Consider the following 24,265-nt stretch of genomic DNA (forward strand, 5'->3'; position numbering starts at 1 on the left):
GTCCTGGTACAGTGATGGCATGACTGAGGCGATAGGCCTGCGCGAGCGCAAGAAGATCCAGACGCGACGCCGTCTGCTGGCCGAGGCTACGAGGCTCTTCAGTGAGCGCGGTTTCGATCAGGTCTCCGTAGCGGAAATCGCCGACGCGGCCGACGTGTCGAAGATGACTGTCTTCAATTACTTCGACAGTAAGGAAGACCTGGTCCTCGCTCCCATGGAGGAGCACATCGGCGATGTGGCCCGAGTAGTACGGGACCGGGTCTCCGGGGAGTCCGCGGTGGCCGGCATGCGCCGCCAGTTCCTCGCCGCCATCGAGCGACGGGATCCGTCGGTGGGAATGAGCGATTCGCCGGTGGCGCTCGGGCTCCTCCAGTTGATCCAGCAGACGCCGGCTCTGCTCACCCGGGCTCACGCGTTCTTCGCCCGGACCGACGAGCTGCTCGTCGACGCCCTGGTGGGGGAGGGAGAGGACCGGGCCGTCGCACGCGTCGTGGCTGCCCAGCTGATCGGCACACGCAACGCCTTGATCGCCGAGAACCATCGAAGGCTGCTGGCCGGTGAGTCCGCCGACGCCATCGCGTCGGATGCCGTCGTTCTCGCCGGGCGAGCGTTCGACCTGCTCGAGAAGGGCCTGGGCGACTTCGCGACGCGGCCCTGACCCCGCGCCGGTGTCGGACTCCGCGCCGGTGTCGACCCCGGCGCCCGTGTCTGACCCCGCGCTGGTGTCTGTCCCCGGCCCGGTGTCGGCCCCCGCGCCCGTGTCTGACCCCGCGCCGGTGACGGCCCCCGACCCGGCCCCGACCCCGGCCGCGGCCCTGCGCTGTTTCCGTGACGTGCGGTGCCGTGCCGTGACCTGCGGTGCCGTGAGGTGGTGGTCGTGCCGTGACGTTCGGTGCTGCCGTGACCTGCGGTGCCGTGCCGGACGGTGGGATCGCGGGGTGCCGGGCAGTGTGGGGGCGCGGGGGGTGGCCGCGCGGTGACGTGATGTGCGGTGCGGTGGCGTGGGGTGTCGTGTCCTCAGGGTGCCGTTGTCGGTGCTGGGGGTGGAGGTTCCGCGGTACGCCGTAGGCTCCCTCCATGCCGCCGTCCCAGAAGCGCGCCCGCCGCTACGACCCGGTCAGGACCCGCACCGCGATCCTGGCGCAGTTCTCCCATGTCCGGGCCGCCGTAGCCGCCCTGACACCCCAGCAACTGGACGGGCCGAGCGGGCTCGGCGCATGGTCGGTGCGTGAGCTCGTCGTGCACCTGACCATGGCGCTGTCGCACGTCAGCGGGAAGTTGGAGCTGCCCGAGCCCGCTCTCGCCAAGGCCGAGGTGGGCTTGCTGGAGTGGCCGTTCTCCACAGCCGCGCGGGCTGACCGGATCGCTGACGACACCGCGGCTCTCGCCGCCGGCAACCCCGACGTGGACGCGCTGTACGCAGAGGTGGGCGACCGCTTCGAGGCGCTGGTGCGGGGCGTGCCGGACGACCGGCCGGTGGCTACCCGGGTCGGCGTCATGCGGCTCGGGGACTTCCTGGTCACCCGCACCGTGGAGCTCGTGGTCCACACGTATGACCTCAACGAGGCGGTCGGGCTCGACATCCCGTACGACCGGCAGGCGCTCGCCGCCTGCACCCGGTTGCTCGCCGACGCCCTGGCGGAGAAGGCGCCGGGCGGCTCGGTCGAGGTGCGGGTCCCGCCGTTCGCGGTCGTGCAGTGCGTCCAGGGGCCCCGCCACACCCGCGGCACGCCGCCCAACGTCGTCGAGACCGACGCGCTCACCTGGATCAGGCTCGCCACCGGGCGTACGCAATGGGCACGGGAACTCGACGCGGCCAAGGTCAGCGCCAGTGGGGAACGAGCGGATCTGGCCGCGCTGCTGCCCCTGATGGGGTGACGGGGACACCGGCTCGCTCACGGCCCACGGAATCGGCCACGCCACGCGTCCCTCACCGGTCCGGACGGTGAGGGACACGTGGCCTCGGCCCCGGAGGAAGGAGGGGCCGAAGAGGCCGGCGGTGGGGAGCGGAGGAGGGGCCGAAGAGGGCGGCGGTGGGGGCGGAGGTCAGGAGCTCTTCGGGTAGGGCAGCAGACCGGCGTCCGTCCGTTCCCAGGACGCTCGCAGTGCGGCCAGCAGCTCCGGCTCGGCGGCGGCGCGGTCGGCCTGCTCGCGCTGGTCCTGCGTCAGGTGGAAGAGCTGATCCGTCCCTCCCTTGCCCCGGTAGTACTTCCAGTCACCGCGCCGCAGCGCGCGCTCCCCGCGCACCCGCCAGAACAGGTCGCGTTCCTTCGGCTGCTCGCCCCGCAGGAGGTATCCCGCCAGGCTGATGCCGTCCAGCGGGTACGCCGGATCGGGCCGGGCCCCGCCGAGCTCCAGCAGCGTCGCCGTCCAGTCCGGCGAGAAAAGCGGCAGGTCGCTCACCTGATGCGGCTCGATCCGGGCCGGCCAGCGCAGCACGGCCGGGACCCGGATGCCTCCCTCCTGGAGGGAGCTCTTGTTGCCGGAGAGGGGCCACTGGTAGGAGAAGCGCTCGCCGCCGTTGTCGCTGGCGAAGAAGACCAGGGTGTCCTCCTCCTGGCCGGACCGCTGCAGTGCCTTCAGTACCTCGCCGACCGACCGGTCCAGGTCCTCGACCATCTCCTTGTACTTGGCGACGGAGCCCCCGTCGGCATGGAACAGCCCTCCGAGGCCGCCCTCCTTGATCTTCCGTACGATCTCGGCGCTCTCGGCCGTGTCGCCTTCGGCGATCCAGGGCCAGTGCGGGGTGGTGAAGTTGAGGTTCAGCAGCCACGGCGCGTCGTGGTCGCGCTGTACGTACTCGCTGGCCCGTTCGGTGAGGATGCGCGTGTAGTACCGCAGGTCCTTGTACTCGGCATCGCCCTCGTACAGGTCGTACTCACCGCCGAGACCAAGCTTCGAGTAGTACTCCAGGGCCCCGCCGAAATTGGCGAAGAACTCGTCCCAGCCGGACTTGGTCGGGCTGTAGTCCGGCAGATAGCCGCAGTGCCACTTGCCGATCAGCGCGGTGGCGTACCCGGCACCGCGCAGCAGTGAGGCGAGGGTCGGGTGTGTGGGGTCGAGACCGACCGACCGGTCTGCGATCGGTTCGGCGAGGCCGCCCCTCGTACGCCCGGGGTAGCGGCCTGTGTACAGGCTGAACCGGGTCGGCGAGCAGGTCGCGGACCCGGCGTAGGCGTCGGTGAACCGCACGCCCTGCCGGCCGAGCCGGTCCAGGTTCGGGGTGCGGATGTCGGGCGACCCGTAGGAGGAGAGGTCGGCCCAGCCGAGGTCGTCCCCGAGGATGAAGAGGATGTTGGGCCGCCGCGAGTGGCGGCCCCGGGCCGCCCGGAAGGGCCGCTCGTGCGCCGACTCCACCGGTGCGGCGGCGGCGGGAGTGGCCGCCGGCAGCCCCAACGCGGTGGCGGCGGTGACGCCGACAGCGGTTCCGAAAGCACGCCGTGTCAGAGGGTTGGTGGGACTGGAACCGGTGTTCGGGTCGAGCGTGGTCATGACTGCTCCAGGGCAGGACAGGGCTCCGCCGCGCAGGGACGCCTGCGGGCCGGCCGGACAGCTACGGATGTCCGCGAGGCGCGATAAGCGCGACGGGGGCGAGGAGTACAGGGGCGCGACGCGTCAGTGCGATGCGAGGCGCATGAGATGCATGAGGTGCATGCGGTGGCGCAGGCACATGAGGTGCCTGGGACTCAGGAGGCGCATGAAAGACCCAGCGGGCGCGAGGGGCCCGAGTCGCCTCGCCGCGGACGCTGGATGCGCCTGGCGTGAGGGGGACGCGGCGTCACCGAGCGACCGGGGCGTCGCGTCGGACGACGGAACCCGGCGGCTTCAGGGAAACCGAGGCGAAAGGGGTGGGACGGGCGTGGAACCGGGAAAAGCGGAACCCTCGCGTGCGCCGGGGAATCAGGCGCGGCGACAGATGGCGCTCGAGACACGTCCCAGATCGACGTGACGGCGCTCCACGAGCGTGATCGAGTGATCACCGAGGGGCTGCATGGGGCAGGAGCCTGCCAATGAGGCATGCGCCTGTCAACGGCGGTCTCGCGCCTCGGACGGTTTCGGCGGACCATCGGCAACCGCTCCGGCTCACGAAACGCCGTCCCGAGTCCCCCCGGAATGCCTCCAGACCCGGGTCCCTGCCGGTCCCCGTGCCGAAGCCCTTCCCGACCTGGCAGTTCCCCGCCCCTGCCGGTGCCCGTGCCGAGCCGTTCCCGACCCGGGAGCTACCGGCCCTCTCCCGGTGCCCGTGCCGAGCCCTTCCCGACCCGGGAGCTACCCGCCTTCTCCCGGTCCCCGAGCCGGAGCCCTTCCCGACCTGGCAGTTCCCCGCCCTCTCCCGGTCCCCGAGCCGAAGCCCTCCCCGACCCGGCAGTTCCCCGCCCCCTCCCGGCCCCCGTGCCGAAGCCCTTCCCCACCCGGCAGTTCCCCGCCCCCTGCCTCCGCGCCCCCCAAGCCGTCCCCCGCCCCCTGAAGCCGCCCCTCCCGCCCCGCCCCCCCGAAGACCTCCCCGGCGTCGCAACAGCCGCATACCGGTCCTCGCGGCGCGCACCCGGTGTGAGGCTCACCACGAAACGAGCGTTCGGCCACCTCGGCCGAAACCGCCGCGGGCCACCTCGCGGAGCGCCGCGAACCCCGGCCTGGCGCATCGGTGACCGGTGGCTGGAACCGCTCGGTAACCCCTCGTTGATCCGGGCGACGCTTGCCCCGAGGCGGCTCCGGGCGGCGGCTCGCGCTCCGCGGTGATCACTCCGCGTCACCGTTCGATGCGGTGGCGGAGGAGGGCAGGGGGCGCTCCTCCTGCGGTCCGGCGGGCCGTCCCCAATTCGGACCAGTGGTCGATCTCGCCTACACTCGGTGGTGTGCCTCGTGGTGATGGACGACTCAACCACGACCTGCTCCCCGGAGAGAAAGGCCCCCAGGACGCTTGCGGCGTCTTCGGTGTCTGGGCTCCGGGCGAAGAGGTCGCCAAGCTCACCTATTTCGGACTGTATGCCCTGCAGCACCGTGGACAGGAGTCCGCGGGCATCGCAGTGAGCAACGGGTCCCAGATCCTGGTCTTCAAGGACATGGGACTGGTCTCGCAAGTCTTCGACGAAACGTCTCTGGGTTCGCTCCAGGGCCATATCGCGGTCGGTCATGCCCGCTACTCCACCACCGGTGCCTCGGTGTGGGAGAACGCGCAGCCGACGTTCCGTGCGACCGCGCACGGCTCGATCGCCCTGGGACACAACGGCAACCTGGTCAACACGGCCCAGCTCGCCGAGATGGTCGCCGACCTTCCGCGCAAGGACGGCCGCGCCACCCAGGTCGCCGCGACCAACGACACCGACCTGGTGACCGCGTTGCTCGCCGGCCAGACAGATGAGGACGGCAAGCCGCTCACCATCGAGGCGGCCGCCGCGAAGCTGCTGCCCGAGGTGAAGGGCGCCTTCTCCCTGGTCTTCATGGATGAGCACACCCTCTACGCGGCCCGTGACCCGCAGGGCATCCGCCCGCTGGTCCTCGGCCGCCTGGAGCGTGGCTGGGTGGTGGCGTCCGAGTCCGCCGCCCTCGACATCTGCGGCGCCAGCTTCGTCCGCGAGATCGAGCCGGGCGAGCTCGTCGCCATCGACGAGAACGGCCTGCGCACCTCTCGCTTCGCAGAAGCGAAGCCCAAGGGCTGTGTCTTCGAGTACGTCTACCTGGCCCGCCCCGACACCGACATCGCCGGGCGCAACGTCTACCTCTCCCGGGTGGAGATGGGCCGCAAGCTGGCCGCCGAAGCGCCGGTCGAGGCCGATCTGGTCATAGCGACCCCGGAATCCGGCACCCCGGCCGCCATCGGCTACGCCGAAGCCAGCGGCATTCCCTTCGGCGCCGGGCTGGTGAAGAACGCCTATGTCGGCCGGACCTTCATCCAGCCGTCCCAGACCATCCGGCAGCTGGGCATCCGCCTCAAGCTGAACCCGCTCAAGGAAGTCATCAAGGGCAAGCGCCTGGTGGTCGTCGACGACTCGATCGTCCGCGGGAACACCCAGCGCGCACTCGTCCGGATGCTCCGCGAGGCCGGCGCCGCCGAGATCCACATCCGGATCTCGTCCCCGCCGGTGAAGTGGCCGTGCTTCTTCGGCATCGACTTCGCCACCCGCGCCGAGCTGATCGCCAACGGCATGTCCGTCGACGAGATCGCCACGTCGATGGGGGCCGACTCGCTCTCGTACATCTCGATCGACGCGATGATCGAGGCGACGACGATCGACAAGCCGAATCTGTGCCGCGCCTGCTTCGACGGCGAATACCCGATGGAGCTTCCGGACCCGGAGCTGCTCGGCAAGCAGCTGCTGGAGACCGAGCTGGCGGCAGGCCCTGCGGCGACCGCCGCGGCCGACGCGCTGCGCCGTCCGTGACCCGGACCGCTCGGCAGCCTTCCCACCAGCCCCGTATCTCCACACGAAAGATCCCAGGCAATGTCTGAGACAACAGGTGCTTCCTACGCGGCAGCGGGCGTCGACATCGAGGCCGGCGACCGCGCCGTAGAGCTGATGAAGCAGTGGGTGAAGAAGACGCAGCGCCCCGAGGTCGCCGGCCTCGGCGGCCTGGGCGGCTTCGCCGGACTCTTCGACGCCTCGGCACTCAAGCGCTACGAGCGTCCGCTGCTCGCCTCCGCCACGGACGGAGTCGGCACGAAGGTCGACCTCGCCCGCCAGATGGGCGTGTACGACACGATCGGCCACGACCTCGTGGGCATGGTCGTGGACGACCTCGTCGTCTGCGGGGCCGAGCCGCTCTTCATGACCGACTACATCTGTGTCGGCAAGGTGCACCCCGAGCGTGTCGCGGCGATCGTCAAGGGCATCGCCGAAGGCTGTGTGCTGGCCGGCTGCGCCCTGGTCGGCGGCGAGACCGCCGAGCACCCCGGCCTGCTCGGCCCGGACGACTTCGATGTCGCCGGCGCCGGTACGGGCGTGGTGGAGGCCGACCGCCTCCTGGGCCCGGACCGCATCCGCAAGGGCGACGCCGTCATCGCGATGGCGTCGTCCGGCCTTCACTCGAACGGGTACTCGCTCGTCCGCCACGTCGTCTTCGACCGGGCCGGCTGGGCACTGGACCGCGAGGTCGAGGAGTTCGGCCGGACGCTCGGCGAGGAGCTCCTGGAGCCCACCCGGATCTACTCCCTGGACTGCCTGGCGCTGACCCGCACCACCGAGGTGCACGGCTTCAGCCACGTCACCGGCGGCGGTCTCGCCAACAACCTGGCCCGGGTCATCCCGGACGCGCTGCACGCGACGGTGGACCGTTCGACCTGGACGCCCGGCGCGGTCTTCGACCTCGTGGGCAAGGCCGGCCAGGTCGAGCAGCTGGAGCTGGAGAAGACGCTGAACATGGGCGTCGGCATGATCGCGATCGTCCCCGCCGAATCGGTGGACGCGGCCCTGACGACACTGGCCGACCGCGGCGTCGAGTCCTGGGTCGCGGGCGAGATCACCGACCGCGGGGCGCACGCGACGGGCGCGGAGCTCGTGGGCGGGTACGCGCGCTGAGCGCGAGCGCGCCGGATGCCCTCAGGTGGCGGACGGGCCGCGAAGGCCCGTCCGGAACCGAGGGCACGGAGTGCAGGTTCCCCGGCGCTCACCCCGGTCACGGTCGGGGCGGAAACGCCCGTCCGTACCGGCTGGACACGCAGGAGAGGGCGGGCGGCTCGCACGCCCCTCCCGTGTCGGTGAGGCGGCCCACGGCCGCCTGGGAGCGCGCACGCTCCGGACCGGGACAACACAGAACCCGGCCCGGGGCAGGCCCGGACCGGGTTGATGTGTCAGCGCGAGGTCAAGCGCCGCGGCGCTGTGACGACGGACCGGACTGATCGTCCTCGTCCTCGTCATCGTCGTTGTACAGATCCGCGTACTGTGCGTACGGGTCATCTTCCTCGTCGTCATCCTCGAACGGCTCTGCGTTCGGTGGTTGACTCGAAGGCGATGCGCCCAGCTCATTGGCCAGACGCGACAGGTCAGTCCCGCCGCTGCTGTACTTCAGCTGGCGGGCGACCTTTGTCTGCTTGGCCTTTGCCCGGCCGCGCCCCATGGCTCGACCCCCTCGGTGACGGGGCTCGACGGCCCCAGAGTCTTGACACGCGTTCATGTTTCAGGACGGACTCTCGACAGAGAGGCCGTGCCTGTAGTGCTTTAACGGTACCTGCTTCTGTGGCCATACGGTACGCCGCCCGCGTCACGTGCCCCGCAAGAGGACCCGTGAGGAGCTTGTCCTCGCTGGTCAACTGCGATTTTAACCTCTTATTGGCATGCGACCCGCCGACCGGAGTGAGTCTTGTCTCGCCGGTCGGCGGGCCGGCTTCCCGTGCGCGGGAACGACGCCCTGTGAGGCTCCCCGGCGCGATCAGCTACGGCGGGCTTCCGCCATCCGCTGCTCGGCGATCCGGTCGGCCGCGGCGGCCGGCGGAATGCCGTCTGCCTTCGCACGCGCAAAGATGTCCAGGGTCGTGTCGAAGATCTTCGACGCCTTCGCCTTGCACCGGTCGAAGTCGAAGCCGTGCAGTTCGTCCGCGACCTGGATGACACCGCCCGCGTTGACCACGTAGTCGGGTGCGTACAGGATCGACCGGTCCGACAGGTCCTTCTCGACCCCGGGGTGCGCGAGCTGGTTGTTGGCCGCCCCGCACACCACCTTGGCGGTGAGCACCGCGACGGTGTCGTCGTCGAGGGCGCCGCCGAGCGCGCACGGCGCGTAGATGTCCAGGCCCTCGGTACGGATCAGCGCCGCCGTGTCCGCCGCGACGGCGACCTCGGGATGCTTCTGGGTGACCCGGCGCACGGACTCGTCCCGCACATCCGTGATCACGACCTCGGCGCCGTCCGACAGCAGGTGCTCGACGAGGTGGTGGCCCACCTTGCCGACGCCCGCGACCCCCACTTTCCGGCCACGCAGCGTCGGATCGCCCCAGAGGTGCTGGGCCGAGGCCCGCATGCCCTGGAAGACGCCGAACGCGGTGAGCACGGAGGAGTCGCCGGCGCCGCCGTTCTCGGGCGAGCGGCCGGTGGTCCAGCGGCACTCGCGGGCCACGACGTCCATGTCGGCGACGTACGTGCCGACGTCGCACGCCGTCACGTAGCGGCCGCCGAGCGAGGCCACGAAGCGGCCGTAGGCCAGCAGCAGTTCCTCGGTCTTGATCTGCTCGGGGTCGCCGATGATGACGGCCTTGCCGCCACCGTGGTCGAGGCCGGCCATGGCGTTCTTGTACGACATGCCGCGCGCCAGGTTCAGCGCGTCCGCGACGGCCTCCTGCTCGGAGGCGTACGGGTAGAAGCGGGTGCCGCCCAGGGCAGGGCCCAGAGCGGTGGAGTGGAGTGCGATGACGGCCTTGAGCCCGCTGGCGCGGTCCTGGCAGAGCACGACTTGTTCATGGCCGCCCTGGTCCGAGCGGAACAGGGTGTGCAGAACGTCGACAGGCACGCCGGTCACATCGGTCACTGTGGTGACTCCCAAGTACGAAGCGGCGGAAAGACCCTCCTGAAGGTGGGGAGGGTCCCGGACCGACCGGCACGGACGGTCCGACTGGGCAAGAGCGTAAGTCCTCCGGGGGCGCAGATCCGGTCCAGTGCCGTGGATCACCCACTACAGGAGTAAGGGCGTGACACGATCGCTGCATGTCGGTGGTGTCTTCGGTGCTCGTCCCTTACGCGTCCTACCTCCGGGTGTACGAGCCACTGGCGGCCTTCCCGGAAGCGGAACGTGCGCACTGGGCTCGCTATGCGGGCCGCGGGCGGATCCCCACGGCCCAGGACGAACTGCGCCGTTCCCTGGCGGATTTGGCGGCGACCCCGCCGGTCGGCGTGCCGGCCCACGAGAGCGCCGACGCGTTCGTCACCGAGGTGGACGGCGTGGTGTGCGTCTGCCCGTGGCGGACCCGGCTGCGCGGTTGGCTGGCGCTGGACGGTCTGGCGGACATGTTTCCCCCGGCGGTGCTCGACGCGGTGCTGCCGCCGGTGGTGCGCGGGCAGGCCGTGGCCGACCACGAGCGGTGGGCGGAGCGCAATCCGGACGCCCGGCCGTGGATCAGGACGGCGGTGTGGCAGGTTCCGGTGCGCTGGTTCGTCCTCTTCGCGGACGAGGAGCGCGAGTACCTGGAGGCGGGGGAGGGCGGTGAGCCGCCCCTGCTGCGTTACCGGACCCCGATGGTCCAGGCGCGGCGCAGGCTGGCGCGAGGGCTGAAGACGCTGCGCGAGTCGACGGACGAGGGTCCGCTGACCGAGGGGCTGGTGGATGTCGGGCGGTGGCTGGAGGAGTTCCATCCGCGCGCGCTCGTGGAGCTGGACTACGGGGGGCTGGTGCACGCCCTGCCGGCCGAGCAGCTCGCCGGGGACCGGAGCGCCGCGGACGTGGCCGAGGGCATCGCGGCGCTGGGCGCCGGGGACGCCGAGGGGGCGAGCGAGGCGTATGCGCGTCTCGCCGAGCGCTGGAGGGCCGTGAGGGACCGCCAGTTCGCGAACTGACGACCCGTGAACCTGTGACCTGTGTGACACGTGAGGGTGAAGGGGCGGAACCGTACGCCAGGGGCCTCGGGACCTACGTCCCGAACCGGGCCTTTGCCTCAAGCGTGATGGATAGCACTTACGGGGCCCTTGCGTCCTTCCCTACTCCTCGTGCCAAAATAGGACAAGGAGTCCGGGGAGGACTCCATCCGTCCAAGTAAGGGCGGATTGCTCTGCATTGCACTCTATGGGGGGTCTGACGACTCCTGATCGCTCTGTGACTGATCGTCACGGTGGTGTGACTGTCCGCTATGGCATGGTCCATCGGCTTCCGTCGCTGATGAACACCTGGGAGGGCAATTCCATCGGTTTGGCCGACGTGGCTGGACGGATGGTGTAGTTGTAGTGCCGAGGACAAGCCGTTCGTCCTATAACCGACTCGGCCCGCGTCCGCCATTTCGGGCAACGCGGGTCAAGGTGCAGAATTTAGAGGAAAGAACCGAGATGGTTCGGTTCTCCCGAGGAGGCCGCTCATGACCGCTCGCACCCCTGATGCCGAGCCGCTGCTGACCCCGGCTGAGGTTGCCACGATGTTCCGCGTGGACCCGAAGACGGTTACCCGTTGGGCCAAAGCAGGCAAGCTCACGTCCATCCGCACGCTCGGTGGACATCGCCGGTACCGCGAGGCAGAGGTCCGCGCACTGCTTGCGGGTATTCCGCAGCAGCGCAGCGAGGCCTGACATACCCCTGTCGCCGCGTCACAACTGGGCTTTTGGGTCCCCCAACCCGTACAGCCCACCCATAGCTCCATATGACGGGCGCCCGCCCCAACGGGCGCCATACCTGTGCCATGAGGGTTTCGTCATGAGATCGCGCTGGACTCCGCCGGGTCCAGCGCGATCTTTTTTGTGCGCGCGGCCGGCCTCGGATCCCGTCGACTCCCCGTCTCCTGTCCGTATCCGGCCACTGGAAACCGGGCGTCCGGTTGGCTCCCGACGGGACTTCTGTGGGCCCGCTCACCTCTGTGTGAGGTGGTCCGCCCGGCTCTCCGGAGGCCGGGTCCGGGCGGCGCGGGGGTTCCCGGGGGGCGTCCCCGCCGAGTGGTGCAATTGCACATATTAAATTCGCCAGTTGTAGGAAGGGTGTAAAGCCACCCCTTCTGAAAACTGATTCGGTGACACCCGTCACACCGCATGAGTCTTGCCAAGTACGAGCCTGCCACTGTCAGGGAGGGGAAGCCCGCGCCGTTGGTCACGCGTCGGGGGGACTTCCGACCTTCCCCCGACGGGGGCCGTACAGCGCGACCGGCCTTGCTCCGGCACCGTCGCGCGACGCGGAGGCGCGTGCGGGGTGAGGTGTGCCGTCGGCCGGGCGAGGGTCGCCGCCCGCCCGACGAGGGTCCGGAGGCGGCCACCGAGGGCCGCCGGAGCGCTTCGATCGGCGGCTCAGCCGTCTCTGTCGGGGCTGCGGAGGGGGAGTTTGGCCGGCCCGTCACGGGCTGCACGGTCTGTTCCGGCACCCGGGGACGCGTCACGCTCCGCGCGCACGGGGCCGCCCCGTCCCCCGTGGTCGTTTCCGGCGCTCGGGGCGGCGTCGCGCTCTCCGGGCTCGCGCCCGGCGCTCGGGGAGGCGTCGTGCTCTCCGGGCTCGCGCCCGGCGCTCGGGGGGCCCGTAGAGCCTTGCGTGGCTGCTTCCGGAGGCCCGGCAGCCGGCAGTGATGCCGCAGCAGCTTCCCGCGGTGCGAGAGCAGCCAGGGGTCCTGCATCCGTCCGCGGCGGCGCGAGGGCGGTCAGAGGCGCCGAAGCCGCCTCCGGCGGTCCGAGAGCCGCCAGGGGTACCGCCGCCGTCTCCGGCGGCGCGAGAGCTGCCAGAGGCGCCGAAGCCGCCTCCGGCGGTCCGAGAGCCGCCAGGGGTGCTACGGCCACCCCCGGCCGCTCCGGGGCCGTCAGGGGCTCCATGGCGAGCCGCAGTATCCGCGCGCAGACCGCGCAACGTCGCATCAGGTGGCGATAGCCCGAAGCCGCCGCCAGATGGGCGCGCAGCAGGGCGCGGATCTCGTGCCGGGGTGTCGCCCCGCGGGCAGGGAAGGGGGGCGAGGCCGTGGCCGGCTCGCGGGGACCGGAGCGGTCCGGCAGGAAGTCCTCGCCCGTGGATGCCGCCATTCGCGCCACCTCCCGGTGGATGCGCGCCGCCCCGCCCGGGAAACCAGGGGCAGCCCTTGGTTTCTGAGTACTCGTCGGCGAAGGCCGGAGTCAAGACGCGCGAAAGCCCGGATCCAGGGGATCCGGGCTTTCGTTACTGCGGTCCTGACGGGATTTGAACCCGCGGCCTCCACCTTGACAGGGTGGCGAGCACTCCAAACTGCTCCACAGGACCAGGTTTTCGCGGCTGCCTTGCGGCTGCCTGCGAAGACAGACTCTACAGGAGGTCAGAGGGTGCGGTCGACCTCACTCCCGGTGGTGGAGCGGTCACCCGGTCACCACCGGGAGTCCTACGGGGCTGCGGCGTCGATCGCCTTCACGATCCGCTTGTCGGAGACGGGGAACGCGGTGCCCAGCGCGTGCGCGAAGTAGCTGACCCGCAGCTCCTCGATCATCCAGCGGATGTCCAGGACCTCCTGCGGCACGGGCCTGCCCTGCGGCAGTTGCTCCAGCAGCCAGGCGTACTCGTCCTGCATCTCGTGGACCTTCTCCATGCGCGTGGTGTCGCGCTGGACGTTGGTCGGCATCTGCTGGAGCCGGCGGTCCTCGGCGACCAGGTAGCGCATCAGGTCGGGCAGCCGGCGCAGCCCCGTCAGGGTGACGAACCCGGCCGGCACGAGACGGGCGAGGTGCTCCCGTACATCCGTGACGTTGTTGATCAGGACCAGGCTGTTGGTGGTCTTCAGCCGGCGCTCGCACGCCTGCCAGGCCGCCAGGATCTGCTGGACCTGGCCGATCGTGCGGACGGTCAGGTCCACCAGGTCCGCGCGCACCTTGTCGTACAGCTTCCGGAATGACGCCTCGTCCCAGGCGGGACCGCCGTGGGCGGCGATCAGCCGGTCCGCGGCCGCCGTCGCGCAGTCGTCGAACAGCGCCTGGACGGAGCCGTGCGGGTTGCGGGACAGGGCCAGCTTCTGCTGGTTCGTCAGCTTGTCCGAGGCGAACTTCGCCGGGTTCACCGGGATGTTCAGCAGGATCAGCTTCCGGGTGCCGCGCCACATGGCCTGCTGCTGCTCGGCCTCGGTGTCGAAGAGGCGTACGGCCACCGTTTCGCCCTGGTCGACCAGGGCGGGGAAGGCCTTGACCGGCTGCCCCGCCCTCCGGGTCTCGAACACCCGGTCCAGCGTGCCGATCGTCCAGTCCGTGAGGCCCGAACGCTCGATGGACTCGCCTGACGGCCCCGCGGTCGCCGCGGCGGCCTGGGAGAGGGCCTGACGCGCCTTGGGGCGCAGCTGGACCCGCAGCGCCTCCAGGTCCTTGTCCTCGGCGACCTTGCGGCGTCGCTCGTCGACCACCCGGAAGGTGATCTTCAGGTGGTCCGGGATGCGGCTCAGGTCGAAGTCGTCCGCGGTGACGGGCACGCCGACCATCCGCTGGAGCTCGCGGGCCAGTGTCACCGGCAGCGGCTCCTGCAGGGGTACGGCGCGGTCCAGGAACTTGTCGGCGTAGTTCGGCGCGGGGACGTAGTGCCGGCGGATCGGCTTGGGCAGGGAACGGATCAGCTCGGTGACCACTTCCTCGCGCAGGCCCGGGATCTGCCAGTCGAAGCCCTCGGACGTGACCTGGTTGAGCACCTGGAGCGGGATGTGGACGGTCACCCCGTCGGCGTCCGCGCCGGGCTCGAACTGGTACGTAACCCGGAACTTGAGCTTCCCCTGCCGCCAGGAGTCCGGGTAGTCGTCCTTGGTGACGGGCCCCGCCTTCTCGTTGATGAGCATCGAGCGCTCGAAGTCCAGCGCGTCCGGCTCGTCCCGGCGCTTGTGCTTCCACCACGAGTCGAAGTGCGCACCGGAGACGACGTGCTCCGGGATGCGCTGGTCGTAGAAGTCGAAGAGCGTCTCGTCGTCCACGAGGATGTCGCGGCGCCTGGCGCGGTGCTCCAGCTCCTCGACCTCGCCCAGGAGCTTGCGGTTGTCGTGGAAGAACTGGTGGTGCGTGCGCCAGTCGCCCTCGACCAGGGCGTTGCGGATGAAGAGGTCCCGCGAGGCCTCCTGGTCGATGCGGCCGAAGTTGATCTTGCGTTGGGCCACGATCGGTACGCCGTACAGCGTGACCCGCTCGTACGCCATGACCGCCGCCTGGTCCTTCTCCCAGTGCGGTTCGCTGTAGGTGCGCTTCAGCAGGTGCTGGGCCAGCGGCTCGATCCACTCCGGCTCGACCCGGGCGTTGACCCGCGCCCACAGGCGGGACGTCTCGACCAGCTCGGCCGACATCACGAACCGCGGCTGCTTCTTGAAGAGCGCCGAGCCCGGGAAGATCGCGAACTTGGCGCTGCGGGCGCCCAGGTACTCGTTCTTCTCGGTGTCCTTCAGCCCGATGTGCGAGAGCAGACCGGCGAGCAGCGAGGTGTGCACCGACTGCTCGGGGGCGTCGTCCTCATTGAGCTCGATCCCCATCTGCTTGGCGACCGTGCGCAGCTGCGCGTAGATGTCCTGCCATTCCCGGATGCGGAGGAAGTTCAGGTACTCCTGCTTGCACATCCGGCGGAAGCTGGAGGAGCCGCGCTCCTTCTGCTGTTCGCGGATGTAGCGCCAGAGGTTCAGGAACGCCAGGAAGTCGGACGTCTCGTCCTTGAACCGGGCGTGCTGCTGATCGGCCTGCGTCTGCTTCTCGGAAGGCCGTTCGCGCGGCTCCTGGATGGAGAGCGCGGAGGCGATGACCATGACCTCGCGGACACAGCCGTTGCGGTCGGCCTCGATGACCATGCGGGCCAGGCGCGGGTCCACCGGAAGCTGCGAGAGCTTGCGGCCCAGCGGGGTGAGCCGCTTCTTGGGGTCCTTCTCCTCCGGGTCCAGCGCGCCCAGCTCCTGGAGGAGCTGCACGCCGTCGCGGATGTTGCGGTGGTCCGGCGGGTCGATGAAGGGGAACTTCTCGATGTCGCCGAGGCCGGCCGCGGTCATCTGGAGGATGACGGAGGCCAGGTTCGTACGGAGGATCTCCGGATCGGTGAACTCCGGACGGGTCAGGAAGTCGTCCTCGGAGTACAGCCGGATGCAGATGCCGTCCGACGTACGGCCGCAACGGCCCTTGCGCTGGTTGGCGCTGGCCTGCGAGATCCGTTCGATCGGCAGCCGCTGGACCTTGGTGCGGTGGCTGTAGCGGGAGATGCGGGCGTTGCCCGGGTCGATCACGTACTTGATGCCGGGGACGGTCAGCGAGGTCTCGGCGACATTCGTCGCCAGGACGATCCGGCGGCCGGTGTGGCGCTGGAACACGCGGTGCTGCTCGGCGTGCGACAGGCGCGCGTAGAGGGGGAGCACCTCGGTGTGCCGGAGGTTGCGTTTGCCGAGCGCGTCGGCGGTGTCGCGGATCTCCCGCTCGCCGGAGAGGAAGACCAGGACGTCACCGGGCCCCTCGGACTGGAGCTCGTCGACGGCGTCGCAGATCGCGGTGATCTGGTCGCGGTCGGAGTCGTCGCTGTCCTCTTCGAGGAGCGGGCGGTAGCGCACCTCCACGGGGTACGTACGCCCGCTGACCTCGACGATCGGCGCCTCGCCGAAGTGGCGCGCGAAGCGCTCCGGGTCGATGGTCGCCGAGGTGATGACGACCTTCAGATCCGGGCGCTTGGGCAGCAGCCGGGCCAGGTAGCCGAGCAGGAAGTCGATGTTCAGCGACCGCTCGTGGGCCTCGTCGATGATGATCGTGTCGTACGCGAGCAGCTCGCGGTCCGTCTGGATCTCGGCGAGCAGGATGCCGTCCGTCATCAGCTTGACGAAGGTCGCGTCCTGGTTGACCTGGTCGGTGAAGCGGACCTTCCAGCCGACGGCCTCGCCCAGCGGCGTCTTCAGCTCCTCGGCGACGCGCTCGGCCACCGTACGGGCCGCGATCCGGCGCGGCTGGGTGTGCCCGATCATGCCGCGGACGCCACGGCCCAGCTCCATGCAGATCTTGGGGATCTGGGTGGTCTTGCCGGAGCCGGTCTCACCGGCGACGATCACGACCTGGTGGTCGCGTATCGCCTCCAGGATCTCGTCCTTCTTCTGGCTGACCGGCAGCTGTTCCGGGTACGAGAGGGCAGGCATCCGCCCGGCCCGCAGCGCGAGCCGGCCGGCTGCCTTCGTGGCCTGGGCCGCGATCTCGTCCAGCACGGCCTGCTGGGCCTCGGGCTTGCGAATGCGGCGCGCGCCTTCGAGGCGGCGGCCGAGCCGGTGCGCGTCGCGGAGCGAGAGCTGACCGAGCTGGGACTGGAGATCGGCAAAGGAAGTAGACATACGGGTCCCAGGATCTCACCCGGGCCCGGGGAACGGCGAACCTATTTCGCGCGGCCTCGGTCACCCGTCCCTACGGCCGGGGAGGGCGTGATCACAGCACGTACCATTCCGGACAGCTGATCCCCGCTGATGTCGCTGCCGCCCTCTCCGCCGGAAGGCCTTTCTCCGTGTCCCGTTCGTCGTGGTGCTGCCTGGTGGCGGTTCTCGCGGTCGTCGTGGGGCTCTTCGGGGGACCGCCGACGGCTGTGGCGCCGGAGCCTTCGGGTCCGGCCGTCGCCGTGTCGGTGAGCATCGGGCCGGGAGACGGCGTCCCGGGCTGCGGCAGGGGCGGCAAGCACGACGGCACCGAGCCGGCCCTGCCGGGACGGGCCCGCGCCGCCCATGACCAGGCACCCGGCCTCGCCGAACGGGGCCTGCCGGCAGCCGTCGTCCCCGGGCCGGTCCGGCAGCCCGCCCCGACGACGCCGCGCGGACCCGACGCGGCCGCTCCGACCCCGGTGGAACTCTCCGTACTGAGGGTGTAGACGGCCCGCCCCCGCTTCACGGCCGCCCTTCCTTCTCGCATCACCAGCTCGGAGTTCCGCATGCCCACATCCCTGCCCACGCCGTCCCCGAAGCCGCCCCGCCGGCAGTCGTCCCGGACACCCAGCAGGAAGCCCCTGGCCTACGGCGTCGGGGTCGTCGTCGCCGCGGCGCTGTTCGGATACGTGTCCTACCGGGCCACCGCCCCCGATTCCCCCGGCGCCGGTTCCTCGTCCTCGGTCGTGGCCGGCGTCACCGCGGGCCCGGACGAGGACCTCTACCGGGAACTGGCCGGGCTCGCCCGGCGCGACGCCGGCGACAAGCTGGCGCTCGGCCGGGCGGACGCGCCCGTCGTCCTCATCGAGTACGCCGACTTCGCGTGCGGCTACTGCGGAAAGTTCGCCCGGGACACCGAACCCGCCCTGGTGGAGAAGTACGTCGACGCCGGCACCCTGCGCATCGAGTGGCGCAACTTCCCGATCTTCGGGGCCGAGTCCGAGGCCGCCGCGCGCGCCTCGTGGGCCGCCGGCCAGCAGGGCCGTTTCTGGGAGTTCCACCGTGCCGCGTACGCCGAAGGGGCGAAGGAGAAGGGGTTCGGCGAGGACCGGCTGAAGGAGCTCGCCCGCCAGGCCGGGGTGCCCGACCTCGACCGCTTCGTCCGTGACGCGGACGGCGCGGCCGCCGCGGCAGCCGTGAGCAAGGACCAGGAGCAGGGGTACGGAATCGGCGCCACGTCCACCCCTTCCTTCCTGATCAACGGCCGCCCGGTCGCCGGGGCGCAGCCGACGGAGGCCTTCACCCAGGCCGTCGAACAGGCGGCTGCCCGGGCGGAGAAGCCCGGCGCCGCGGGCCAGGAAGCCCAGGGCTCCGCATCCCCCGCAGACGCCACCCCCTCTCCGGGAGCGGCTGCCGCATCCCCCGAAAAAGGCTCCGCACCCCGTGCCGGGGGCTTGGCATCTCCCGGTGAGGGCTTCGCGAAGTGACGGCGGACATCGGCTACTTCGCCGCGTTCCTCGGCGGGCTGCTGGCCCTGCTCAGCCCGTGCAGCGCGCTGCTGCTCCCCGCCTTCTTCGCGTACTCCATCGACTCCGCCTCCCGGCTGCTCGCCCGGACCGGCATCTTCTACGCGGGCCTGGCCACCACCCTGGTCCCGCTCGGGGCGGCAGGGTCGTACGCCGGACGGCTTTTCTACAGCCATCGCGACGCCCTCGTCCTCGGCGCCGGCTGGCTGATCATCGGCCTCGGGTCTGCCCAGATCATCGGACTCGGCTTCGCCTCCCGCCGGATCTCCGCGCTCAGCGGCCGGATCCGCCCCACGACCGCCGTGTCGGTCTACGCACTCGGCGCCGTCTACGGCCTGGCCGGCTTCTGCGCGGGGCCCATCCTCGGCAGTGTCCTCACCGTCGCGGCCGTCAGCGGCAGCCCGGCGTACGGAGGACTGCTGCTCGCCGTCTACGCGCTGGGCATGGCGGTGCCGCTCTTCCTGCTCGCGCTGGTCTGGGAGCGGTTCGAGCTGGGCCGCCGGGCGTGGCTGCGTGGCCGTGCCGTGCGGTTCGGCCGCTTCGAGCTGCACACCACGACGCTGCTGTCGGGGCTCTTCTTCATCTGCCTCGGCGCCCTCTTCCTCGTGTACGACGGGACGACGGCGCTGCCCGGCCTGCTCAACGTGGACCAGTCCTTCGCCGCCGAGGAATGGGCGCGGTCCCTCGGTACGCACGTACCGGACGCGGTGCTGCTGGTCGCGGTGGTGGCTGTGGTGCTGCTGGTGCTCGCGGTGCGGTCCGGTCGGCGCCGGGGCGAGGAGGGCGCGGCCGGGGCGGAGGCCGCGGACCAGGAGGGCGCCTGACACGCCGGGAGCCCCGTCCGGCGGACGGGGCTCCCGGGTGGTGGCCGGGCCGGGGCCCAGCCGGAGACCCACCGCGTTCCCCGGCGACCCGTCGATCCCGCGGACGTGCGCCTCGGTAACGCCGTCAGGACGGTGCCCGGTTCGCCACTCGGCGGGCCGGGGTGCGGACGCGGCGGAGGTGCTGACGCCGGGAGGCGGCCGGTGTGGACCGCGCCCCCGGAGGCTGCGGGACAGCCCTCAGGAACCTCCGGGGGCGCGGCCGGCGTTCCGGGGAGGCCCATCGGGCCTCACCGCTCAGCGCCGAAGGGCCTCCACCGGCTGGATGCGCGAGGCCCGCCAGGCCGGGTAGAGGCCGGCCAGCACGCCGGTCACCAGCCCGATCAGGGGGGCGGCGGCGACGGTCGCGGGGTGCACGACCGGCGTCCAGTCCCGGGCCAGAGCGACGGCGACCACCGTCACGGTGCCCAGGCTGGTGCCCACCAGGCCGCCGAGGGCGCCGAGGGCGCCGGACTCGGCCAGGAACTGGGTGGTGATGTGCCGGGCGCGGGCACCCAGGGCGCGGCGCAGCCCGATCTCGCCCGTCCGCTCCAGTACCGCGACCAGGGTGGTGTTGGCGATGCCGACCGCGCCGATGATCAGGCAGATCCCGGCCAGCAGCAGAAAGAGCTGACTCAGGTCGGAGCCCACGGTCGAGCGCAGGGTCTTGGGGTCCGGGGGCGGGATGGCCTTGAAGTACTCGGGGTGGTCGGGGCGCAGTGCGGTAGCCGTTTCGGTGGCGACCTGCTGGGCGGCGCCCAGTTCGGTGGAGATCAGCATGCTGGACTCGGTGGGGCCCGGGGCGCCCCAGATCTGCTCGGCGGTGGTGCGCGGGACGACGACGGAAAGCAGCAGGTCGGCCTTGCGCTCCACATCGTCGACGATGCCGACGACGGTGAACGACTCGTCGCCGACGAACAGCGCGGGATGGGTCTCCAGGGTGGTGATGCCCAGCCGGCTCGCGGTTCCCGCGCCGATCACGGCGACTCGGCCGGCCCGGGCCATCCGCTCGTCGTACAGCCGCCCCTCGGACAGGGCCGGTACGGCGGCCTTCAGGACACCGGGCGAGGCCGCGACCACATCGATCCGCTCGCCTCCGGCGTTGTTGCCGAGGGGCGCGGAGCGGATGTTGCGCGCGCGGTCGTCCTTCACGGTCCAGTAGACCCCCGCGGCCCTCACCCCGTTCACCCTGAGCATCCGGGCGTCGGCGTCCGCGGGGAAGGCGGGCCCGGTGAGCTGGTCGGGGTCGTCCACCGTCTCCTCGATCGTCACCTCGGTCGCGGTCAGCGCATTGAACCGGGCGTCGATCTGGGACGAGGTGGTCGCGGTCAGCCCGAGGATCGCCACGAAGGTGCCGACGCCGAGCACCGTGCCGAGCGCGGTCAGCGCGGAGCGGGCGGGCCGCTGCAGCATTCCGGCCGTGGCCTCGGCGAGCATGTCGCGGGGGGTGAAGACGGAGGGCAGGACGGCGGTGGCGCGTCCCCGCCGGATGCGCAGCTTCACACGGCCACCCGCTGCTCACGAAGGACACCGTCGCGGATGGCCACGGTGCGGGCACCACGGGCGGCCACCTCCGGGTCGTGCGTGATCAGCAAGATGGTCATCCCATCGGCGTGCAGTTCGTCCAGCAGCCCCAGGACCGCCTTGGCGTTGGCGGTGTCGAGGTTGCCGGTGGGCTCGTCGCACAGCAGCAGAGAGGGGCCGGCGACCAGCGCCCGGGCGATGGCGACGCGTTGGCGCTCACCGCCCGAGAGCCGGGTGGGCAGCGAGTCGACGCGGTGGCCGAGGCCCACGCGGACCAGGGCGTCGCGGGCGCGCGGGGCCCGCTCGGCGTGGGGGACGCCGTTGTAGACCATGGCCAGGGTGACGTTCTCCAACGCCGAGCGGTGCGGCAGCAGGTGGAAGGACTGGAAGACGAAGCCGATGCGACGACCGCGCAGCGCGGTCCGGTCGGCGTCGCACAGCGCGCCCGTGTCGTAGCCGTCGAGGAGGTACGTGCCGTGGGTGGGGGCGTCCAGCAGCCCGGCTATGTTGAGGAAGGTGGACTTGCCCGAGCCCGAGGGCCCGACGACCGTGACGAATTCCCCCGGCTCGACGACCAGATCACACGGTTCGAGGGCAGGCACGGGCGGCGGCCCGGGATAGGTGAGGCCGACCTGGCGGAACTCGATGACCGGCGTCACTGGCCCGCCGCCCCCCTCTTCACACCCGAGATGACCTGCTCTCCCTTGTCCAGCCGGGCGGTCCCCACCGGCTCCACGGCGACGAAGCCGTCGCCCGCGGTGCCCGTGCGCACCTCCACCCGACGCTGCTTGCCGTCCGGCTGGAGCACCGTGACCGTGGTCCGGCCGTCGGCCCCCGCGGTCAGCGCGGTGATCGGTACGACCAGCGCCTTGCCGTCGGTACGGGCCGCTTCGATGGTCAGCCGCACATCCTGCCCGGCCAGCTGGGCGTCCAACGTCTTGTCCGGATCGACTCGCAGCAGATAGCCGCTCTGCCCCGTCGCCCCGGGCGCCTCACCGCTCTGCTCGCCCTCGTCGCCGCCTCCGCCGCTGTCCGGCGCGGTCAGTGACGCGGCCAGCGACCCCACCTTCGCCCGCGCCTCGATGCCGGTGAGCTCCGAGTAGATCTGCACCCGCTGCCCCTTGCGCACCAGACCCTTCTGGTACTCCTGCAGATAGGCCTGGACCGTGAGCTTCCCGCCGGACACCGTCAGCATCGTCCCGTTCACGGGCGAACCCACCCGCCCCGGCACCGCATCCACCCGGGCGGGAAAGCCCTGCAGGAAGACCACTTCGCCGGCCGGCAGCCGAGGGCCCGACGCGGCCTGCGCGGTCGCCAGATCGGCCTGCGCGGCCGCCAGATCGGCCTGCGCGTACTGCACCGCACGGGCCGACCCCTTGCCCTCGGTGTCCTTGGCCTCCTCCACAGCCCGCTCGGCCGCCGTCACCGCGCCCTGGGCCGTCTTCAGCCCCACCCCGTTGTCGTCCACGGCCGGCAGCGGGTCGTAACCTATCGCGGCGTAGAAGGCGTTGAGCGCGGCCTTGGTACCCGCTCCGAAGGTCCCGGCGGTGTCGCCGCCCGTGCCGTGGCCCAGGCCTTGCAGCGCCCCCTGCAACTGCTTCACGTCGTCGCCCACCGCGCCGGGCTTGAGATCGCGGTAGACGGGTATCCGTCCGGGCAGGGCGAACACCGGCCGCCCGGAGACCTCGAGCAGCACCTGCCCGGCCTTCAGCCGATCGCCCTGCTTGACCGGCAACTTGGTCACGACGGGTGCGGCACCGTCCTCCCCGCCGGCCACCTGCGGCGCCACGTCCACACTCTGTCCGGCAACGACCTGCCCGCGCACGATCACCGACGACGTCAGCACCCGGTGTTCCACCGGTGACGTCAGCACCGACCGCTCCGGCGGCCTCGCCTCCGCCGCCGCCTGCGAAGGCGACTTGATCAGCGTGGACGCCACCACCCCGGCCCCCGCGAGCAGCATCGCCCCACCCGCGACGGCGGCGATCCAGCGGCGCCTGCGCACAAGTCCGTCGGCGGGAGCCGGGCCTGCGGCGGTCACCGCGACCTCCTGCGTCGTCTCTACAACGGGTTCGTCCCCGGCATCCGGTTGTGCGGTCACGTCATCACATTCCTCGTCGCACCGTGCAGACCTGCTTCGTCGTGTCCTGCCGGGGTCGGTCAGCCGCCGACGACGGGGTCCTGGCCGCCGTTCTTGCCGTGGCTGCACTTCTCCACGGCCGCGACGAGGGCGTCCTTGTCGTCGATGTCGTCCCGCTTGTATTCGGCGAAGCCCTCGGCCTTCATGCATGCGGCGAAGGCCGGGTCCGCGTTCGCCGCCTCGCCCGTGTCCTTGGGGGTGTCCGGCAGGAGGTCCGCACACTCCGCCTCTGCCTTGGTCAGCCCGGCCTCGTTCCCACCGGTCTTGACCACACGGAGTTCGCCGTCGGGGGTGGTCTCGATCTTGACGCCGTTCTTCTCCAGGCACCCGTAGTAGTCACGGTCCGAGTCACTGGCCGCCGAGGGCTTCCCCTCCGCGGTGGGCTTCGTGGTGGAGTCCTTCCCGCCGCCCGCGCTGTCCTTCTCGGCACCGCCGCATCCGACCAGGACAGCGGCTGCCAGCAGTGCTGCGCACAGTGATTGCGTGACGCGAGTGGGGGAGGGCATGAGTAACTCCGCTTGGTCGTGGGGAGGGGGCGGCGTAGTCGTCTGCGGCACGTCACGCCCGGCCGTCTTCCCCCGGGACCGTCCGCCGCAGAGCGGTCCAGCCGCGACTGACCCCACCACGTGGTGAGAGCCGACGTCTACTGCCCCAAGGGACAGTAGACGTCGCCCCGTTGGCGGTCTGTAATGACGCGGCACATCATCGAACACTTGCACGTACAACGCCACCTCTGGAGCAAGGAGTTCTGTTCATGACCAACCTCACCCGCCGCGTGGCCACAGTCGCGCTGGCCGTCTCCGCCCTCGGCGGCTTCGGTCTGGCCGCTGCCGGCACGGCGGCAGCGGAGCAGGTCGCCTACGACGGTTACCTGGACCCGGAGGAGATCGGCTTCTACTACAACTCGGACCAGGCCGGCTGCGTCTTCGACCTGTACGACAAGGACCAGAACTTCAACAACGACAATTTCAGGGCCTTTCCGACCTCTGCCTCGTGCAACGGCAAGGGACAGGTCGTCGGCAACAACACGGCCTCGTACAAGAACCGGACCGACGAGTCCTGGTACGTCCACACCGGCCCCAACAGCGGAGGCACGTACCACGGCGAGATTCCCGCCTACTACGTCGGTAACGCGACCAGCAACTTCAAGAACAACATCGAGTCGACCTGCTACCTGGTCGAGTACTGCGCCCCTTACTAGGCGGCCCTCGAAAGTCCCGCCCGCTCGGTGACGCCTGGCACGCACGCCCGCCGCGTTGCCGGGAGCACCCCGGTACATCCAGTACCGGGGGCGGCCTGCGCCGTGCGATCGCACGCACCGGACG

At 71.0% G+C, this 24,265-nt stretch carries 19 protein-coding genes, 1 tRNA gene and 1 pseudogene; 10 read left to right on the forward strand and 11 right to left on the reverse strand.

Annotated features, from left to right (window positions below):
• Positions 1 to 19 precede the first annotated feature (19 nt).
• A complete protein-coding gene (locus ABZ454_RS31910) occupies positions 20 to 658 on the forward strand; it encodes a helix-turn-helix domain-containing protein (RefSeq protein WP_359543064.1) in 639 nt (212 codons plus the stop codon).
• A gap of 419 nt (positions 659 to 1,077) precedes the next feature.
• Positions 1,078 to 1,878 carry a sterol carrier family protein gene (locus ABZ454_RS31915; protein WP_359543066.1) on the forward strand — a complete coding sequence of 267 codons (801 nt, stop codon included), beginning with the start codon at positions 1,078 to 1,080 and terminating at the stop codon, positions 1,876 to 1,878.
• Between the two features lie 168 nt (positions 1,879 to 2,046).
• On the opposite strand, the gene ABZ454_RS31920 is transcribed toward ABZ454_RS31915, so the two are convergent.
• Positions 2,047 to 3,492: a sulfatase-like hydrolase/transferase gene (locus ABZ454_RS31920; RefSeq protein ID WP_359543068.1), complete on the reverse strand. Its 1,446-nt coding sequence runs from the start codon at positions 3,490 to 3,492 to the stop codon at positions 2,047 to 2,049.
• Positions 3,493 to 3,900: 408 nt separating this feature from the next.
• Positions 3,901 to 3,993 (reverse strand): putative leader peptide, encoded by a 93-nt coding sequence (locus ABZ454_RS31925; RefSeq protein ID WP_356319209.1) that lies wholly within the window; start codon positions 3,991 to 3,993, stop codon positions 3,901 to 3,903.
• A gap of 863 nt (positions 3,994 to 4,856) precedes the next feature.
• Here ABZ454_RS31925 and purF point away from each other — a divergent pair.
• Both purF and purM read left to right on the forward strand, forming a co-directional pair.
• Positions 4,857 to 6,383, forward strand: a complete 1,527-nt coding sequence (gene purF / locus ABZ454_RS31930; RefSeq protein WP_356319210.1) for an amidophosphoribosyltransferase — start codon at positions 4,857 to 4,859, stop codon at positions 6,381 to 6,383.
• A 60-nt stretch (positions 6,384 to 6,443) separates the two neighbouring features.
• Positions 6,444 to 7,517: a phosphoribosylformylglycinamidine cyclo-ligase gene (gene purM, locus ABZ454_RS31935; RefSeq protein ID WP_356319211.1), complete on the forward strand. Its 1,074-nt coding sequence runs from the start codon at positions 6,444 to 6,446 to the stop codon at positions 7,515 to 7,517.
• A gap of 283 nt (positions 7,518 to 7,800) precedes the next feature.
• Here purM and ABZ454_RS31940 read toward each other — a convergent pair whose 3' ends face one another.
• Positions 7,801 to 8,055, reverse strand: a complete 255-nt coding sequence (locus tag ABZ454_RS31940; RefSeq protein ID WP_326678655.1) for a DUF3073 domain-containing protein — start codon at positions 8,053 to 8,055, stop codon at positions 7,801 to 7,803.
• 312 nt (positions 8,056 to 8,367) lie between these two features.
• Positions 8,368 to 9,459 (reverse strand): Glu/Leu/Phe/Val dehydrogenase dimerization domain-containing protein, encoded by a 1,092-nt coding sequence (locus ABZ454_RS31945; RefSeq protein WP_356319212.1) that lies wholly within the window; start codon positions 9,457 to 9,459, stop codon positions 8,368 to 8,370.
• 176 nt (positions 9,460 to 9,635) lie between these two features.
• On the opposite strand from ABZ454_RS31945, the gene ABZ454_RS31950 reads away from it, so the two are divergent.
• Positions 9,636 to 10,481: a hypothetical protein gene (locus ABZ454_RS31950; protein WP_359543070.1), complete on the forward strand. Its 846-nt coding sequence runs from the start codon at positions 9,636 to 9,638 to the stop codon at positions 10,479 to 10,481.
• A 512-nt stretch (positions 10,482 to 10,993) separates the two neighbouring features.
• Positions 10,994 to 11,200: a developmental transcriptional regulator BldC gene (gene bldC, locus ABZ454_RS31955; protein WP_003949541.1), complete on the forward strand. Its 207-nt coding sequence runs from the start codon at positions 10,994 to 10,996 to the stop codon at positions 11,198 to 11,200.
• Positions 11,201 to 12,388: 1,188 nt separating this feature from the next.
• On the opposite strand, the pseudogene ABZ454_RS31960 reads toward bldC, so the two are convergent.
• The 3 genes and pseudogenes from ABZ454_RS31960 to hrpA form a co-directional block, all read right to left on the reverse strand.
• Positions 12,389 to 12,595 (reverse strand): annotated as a pseudogene (locus tag ABZ454_RS31960) (DUF6274 family protein); the annotation flags it as partial.
• A gap of 166 nt (positions 12,596 to 12,761) precedes the next feature.
• A tRNA-Asp gene (locus tag ABZ454_RS31965) sits at positions 12,762 to 12,836 on the reverse strand.
• 115 nt (positions 12,837 to 12,951) lie between these two features.
• Positions 12,952 to 16,872 (reverse strand): ATP-dependent RNA helicase HrpA, encoded by a 3,921-nt coding sequence (gene hrpA, locus ABZ454_RS31970; RefSeq protein WP_359543072.1) that lies wholly within the window; start codon positions 16,870 to 16,872, stop codon positions 12,952 to 12,954.
• Positions 16,873 to 17,039: 167 nt separating this feature from the next.
• Between hrpA and ABZ454_RS31975 the strand changes: the two genes are divergently transcribed.
• The 3 genes from ABZ454_RS31975 to ABZ454_RS31985 are packed head-to-tail and all read left to right on the forward strand — an operon-like array spanning position 17,040 to position 19,240.
• Positions 17,040 to 17,396 carry a hypothetical protein gene (locus tag ABZ454_RS31975; RefSeq protein WP_359543073.1) on the forward strand — a complete coding sequence of 119 codons (357 nt, stop codon included), beginning with the start codon at positions 17,040 to 17,042 and terminating at the stop codon, positions 17,394 to 17,396.
• 60 nt (positions 17,397 to 17,456) lie between these two features.
• Positions 17,457 to 18,377, forward strand: a complete 921-nt coding sequence (locus ABZ454_RS31980) for a thioredoxin domain-containing protein (RefSeq protein WP_359543074.1) — start codon at positions 17,457 to 17,459, stop codon at positions 18,375 to 18,377.
• Positions 18,374 to 19,240, forward strand: a complete 867-nt coding sequence (locus ABZ454_RS31985; protein ID WP_359543075.1) for a cytochrome c biogenesis CcdA family protein — start codon at positions 18,374 to 18,376, stop codon at positions 19,238 to 19,240. Before ABZ454_RS31980 ends, ABZ454_RS31985 begins: the two co-directional genes overlap by 4 nt.
• Before the next feature lie 294 nt (positions 19,241 to 19,534).
• On the opposite strand, the gene ABZ454_RS31990 is transcribed toward ABZ454_RS31985, so the two are convergent.
• The 4 genes from ABZ454_RS31990 to ABZ454_RS32005 form a co-directional block, all read right to left on the reverse strand.
• On the reverse strand, positions 19,535 to 20,713 hold the full coding sequence (locus ABZ454_RS31990; RefSeq protein WP_359543114.1) for an ABC transporter permease: 1,179 nt from the start codon (positions 20,711 to 20,713) through the stop codon (positions 19,535 to 19,537).
• A 62-nt stretch (positions 20,714 to 20,775) separates the two neighbouring features.
• On the reverse strand, positions 20,776 to 21,459 hold the full coding sequence (locus ABZ454_RS31995) for an ABC transporter ATP-binding protein (protein WP_359543077.1): 684 nt from the start codon (positions 21,457 to 21,459) through the stop codon (positions 20,776 to 20,778).
• A complete protein-coding gene (locus tag ABZ454_RS32000) occupies positions 21,456 to 22,901 on the reverse strand; it encodes a peptidoglycan-binding protein (RefSeq protein ID WP_356319220.1) in 1,446 nt (481 codons plus the stop codon). Before ABZ454_RS32000 ends, ABZ454_RS31995 begins: the two co-directional genes overlap by 4 nt.
• A gap of 59 nt (positions 22,902 to 22,960) precedes the next feature.
• Positions 22,961 to 23,446 (reverse strand): hypothetical protein, encoded by a 486-nt coding sequence (locus ABZ454_RS32005; RefSeq protein ID WP_359543078.1) that lies wholly within the window; start codon positions 23,444 to 23,446, stop codon positions 22,961 to 22,963.
• Positions 23,447 to 23,694: 248 nt separating this feature from the next.
• Here ABZ454_RS32005 and ABZ454_RS32010 point away from each other — a divergent pair, with 248 nt between their 5' ends.
• On the forward strand, positions 23,695 to 24,141 hold the full coding sequence (locus tag ABZ454_RS32010; RefSeq protein WP_356322724.1) for a hypothetical protein: 447 nt from the start codon (positions 23,695 to 23,697) through the stop codon (positions 24,139 to 24,141).
• The last annotated feature ends 124 nt before the right edge of the window (positions 24,142 to 24,265 follow it).

Source organism: Streptomyces sp. NPDC005803 (assembly GCF_040630435.1).
Classification (GTDB): Bacteria; Actinomycetota; Actinomycetes; order Streptomycetales; family Streptomycetaceae; genus Streptomyces.

Coding starts and splice junctions, on each gene's coding strand:
- ABZ454_RS31915 (WP_359543066.1), top strand. CDS start 1,078: ATGCCGCCGTCCCAGAAGCGCGCCCGCCGCTACGACCCGGTCAGGACC.
- hrpA (WP_359543072.1), bottom strand. CDS start 16,872: ATGTCTACTTCCTTTGCCGATCTCCAGTCCCAGCTCGGTCAGCTCTCG.
- ABZ454_RS32010 (WP_356322724.1), top strand. CDS start 23,695: ATGACCAACCTCACCCGCCGCGTGGCCACAGTCGCGCTGGCCGTCTCC.
- ABZ454_RS31990 (WP_359543114.1), bottom strand. CDS start 20,713: ATGCTCGCCGAGGCCACGGCCGGAATGCTGCAGCGGCCCGCCCGCTCC.
- ABZ454_RS31980 (WP_359543074.1), top strand. CDS start 17,457: ATGCCCACATCCCTGCCCACGCCGTCCCCGAAGCCGCCCCGCCGGCAG.
- purM (WP_356319211.1), top strand. CDS start 6,444: ATGTCTGAGACAACAGGTGCTTCCTACGCGGCAGCGGGCGTCGACATC.
- bldC (WP_003949541.1), top strand. CDS start 10,994: ATGACCGCTCGCACCCCTGATGCCGAGCCGCTGCTGACCCCGGCTGAG.
- ABZ454_RS31910 (WP_359543064.1), top strand. CDS start 20: ATGACTGAGGCGATAGGCCTGCGCGAGCGCAAGAAGATCCAGACGCGA.
- ABZ454_RS31950 (WP_359543070.1), top strand. CDS start 9,636: ATGTCGGTGGTGTCTTCGGTGCTCGTCCCTTACGCGTCCTACCTCCGG.
- ABZ454_RS32005 (WP_359543078.1), bottom strand. CDS start 23,446: ATGCCCTCCCCCACTCGCGTCACGCAATCACTGTGCGCAGCACTGCTG.
- ABZ454_RS31920 (WP_359543068.1), bottom strand. CDS start 3,492: ATGACCACGCTCGACCCGAACACCGGTTCCAGTCCCACCAACCCTCTG.
- ABZ454_RS31940 (WP_326678655.1), bottom strand. CDS start 8,055: ATGGGGCGCGGCCGGGCAAAGGCCAAGCAGACAAAGGTCGCCCGCCAG.
- ABZ454_RS31925 (WP_356319209.1), bottom strand. CDS start 3,993: ATGCAGCCCCTCGGTGATCACTCGATCACGCTCGTGGAGCGCCGTCAC.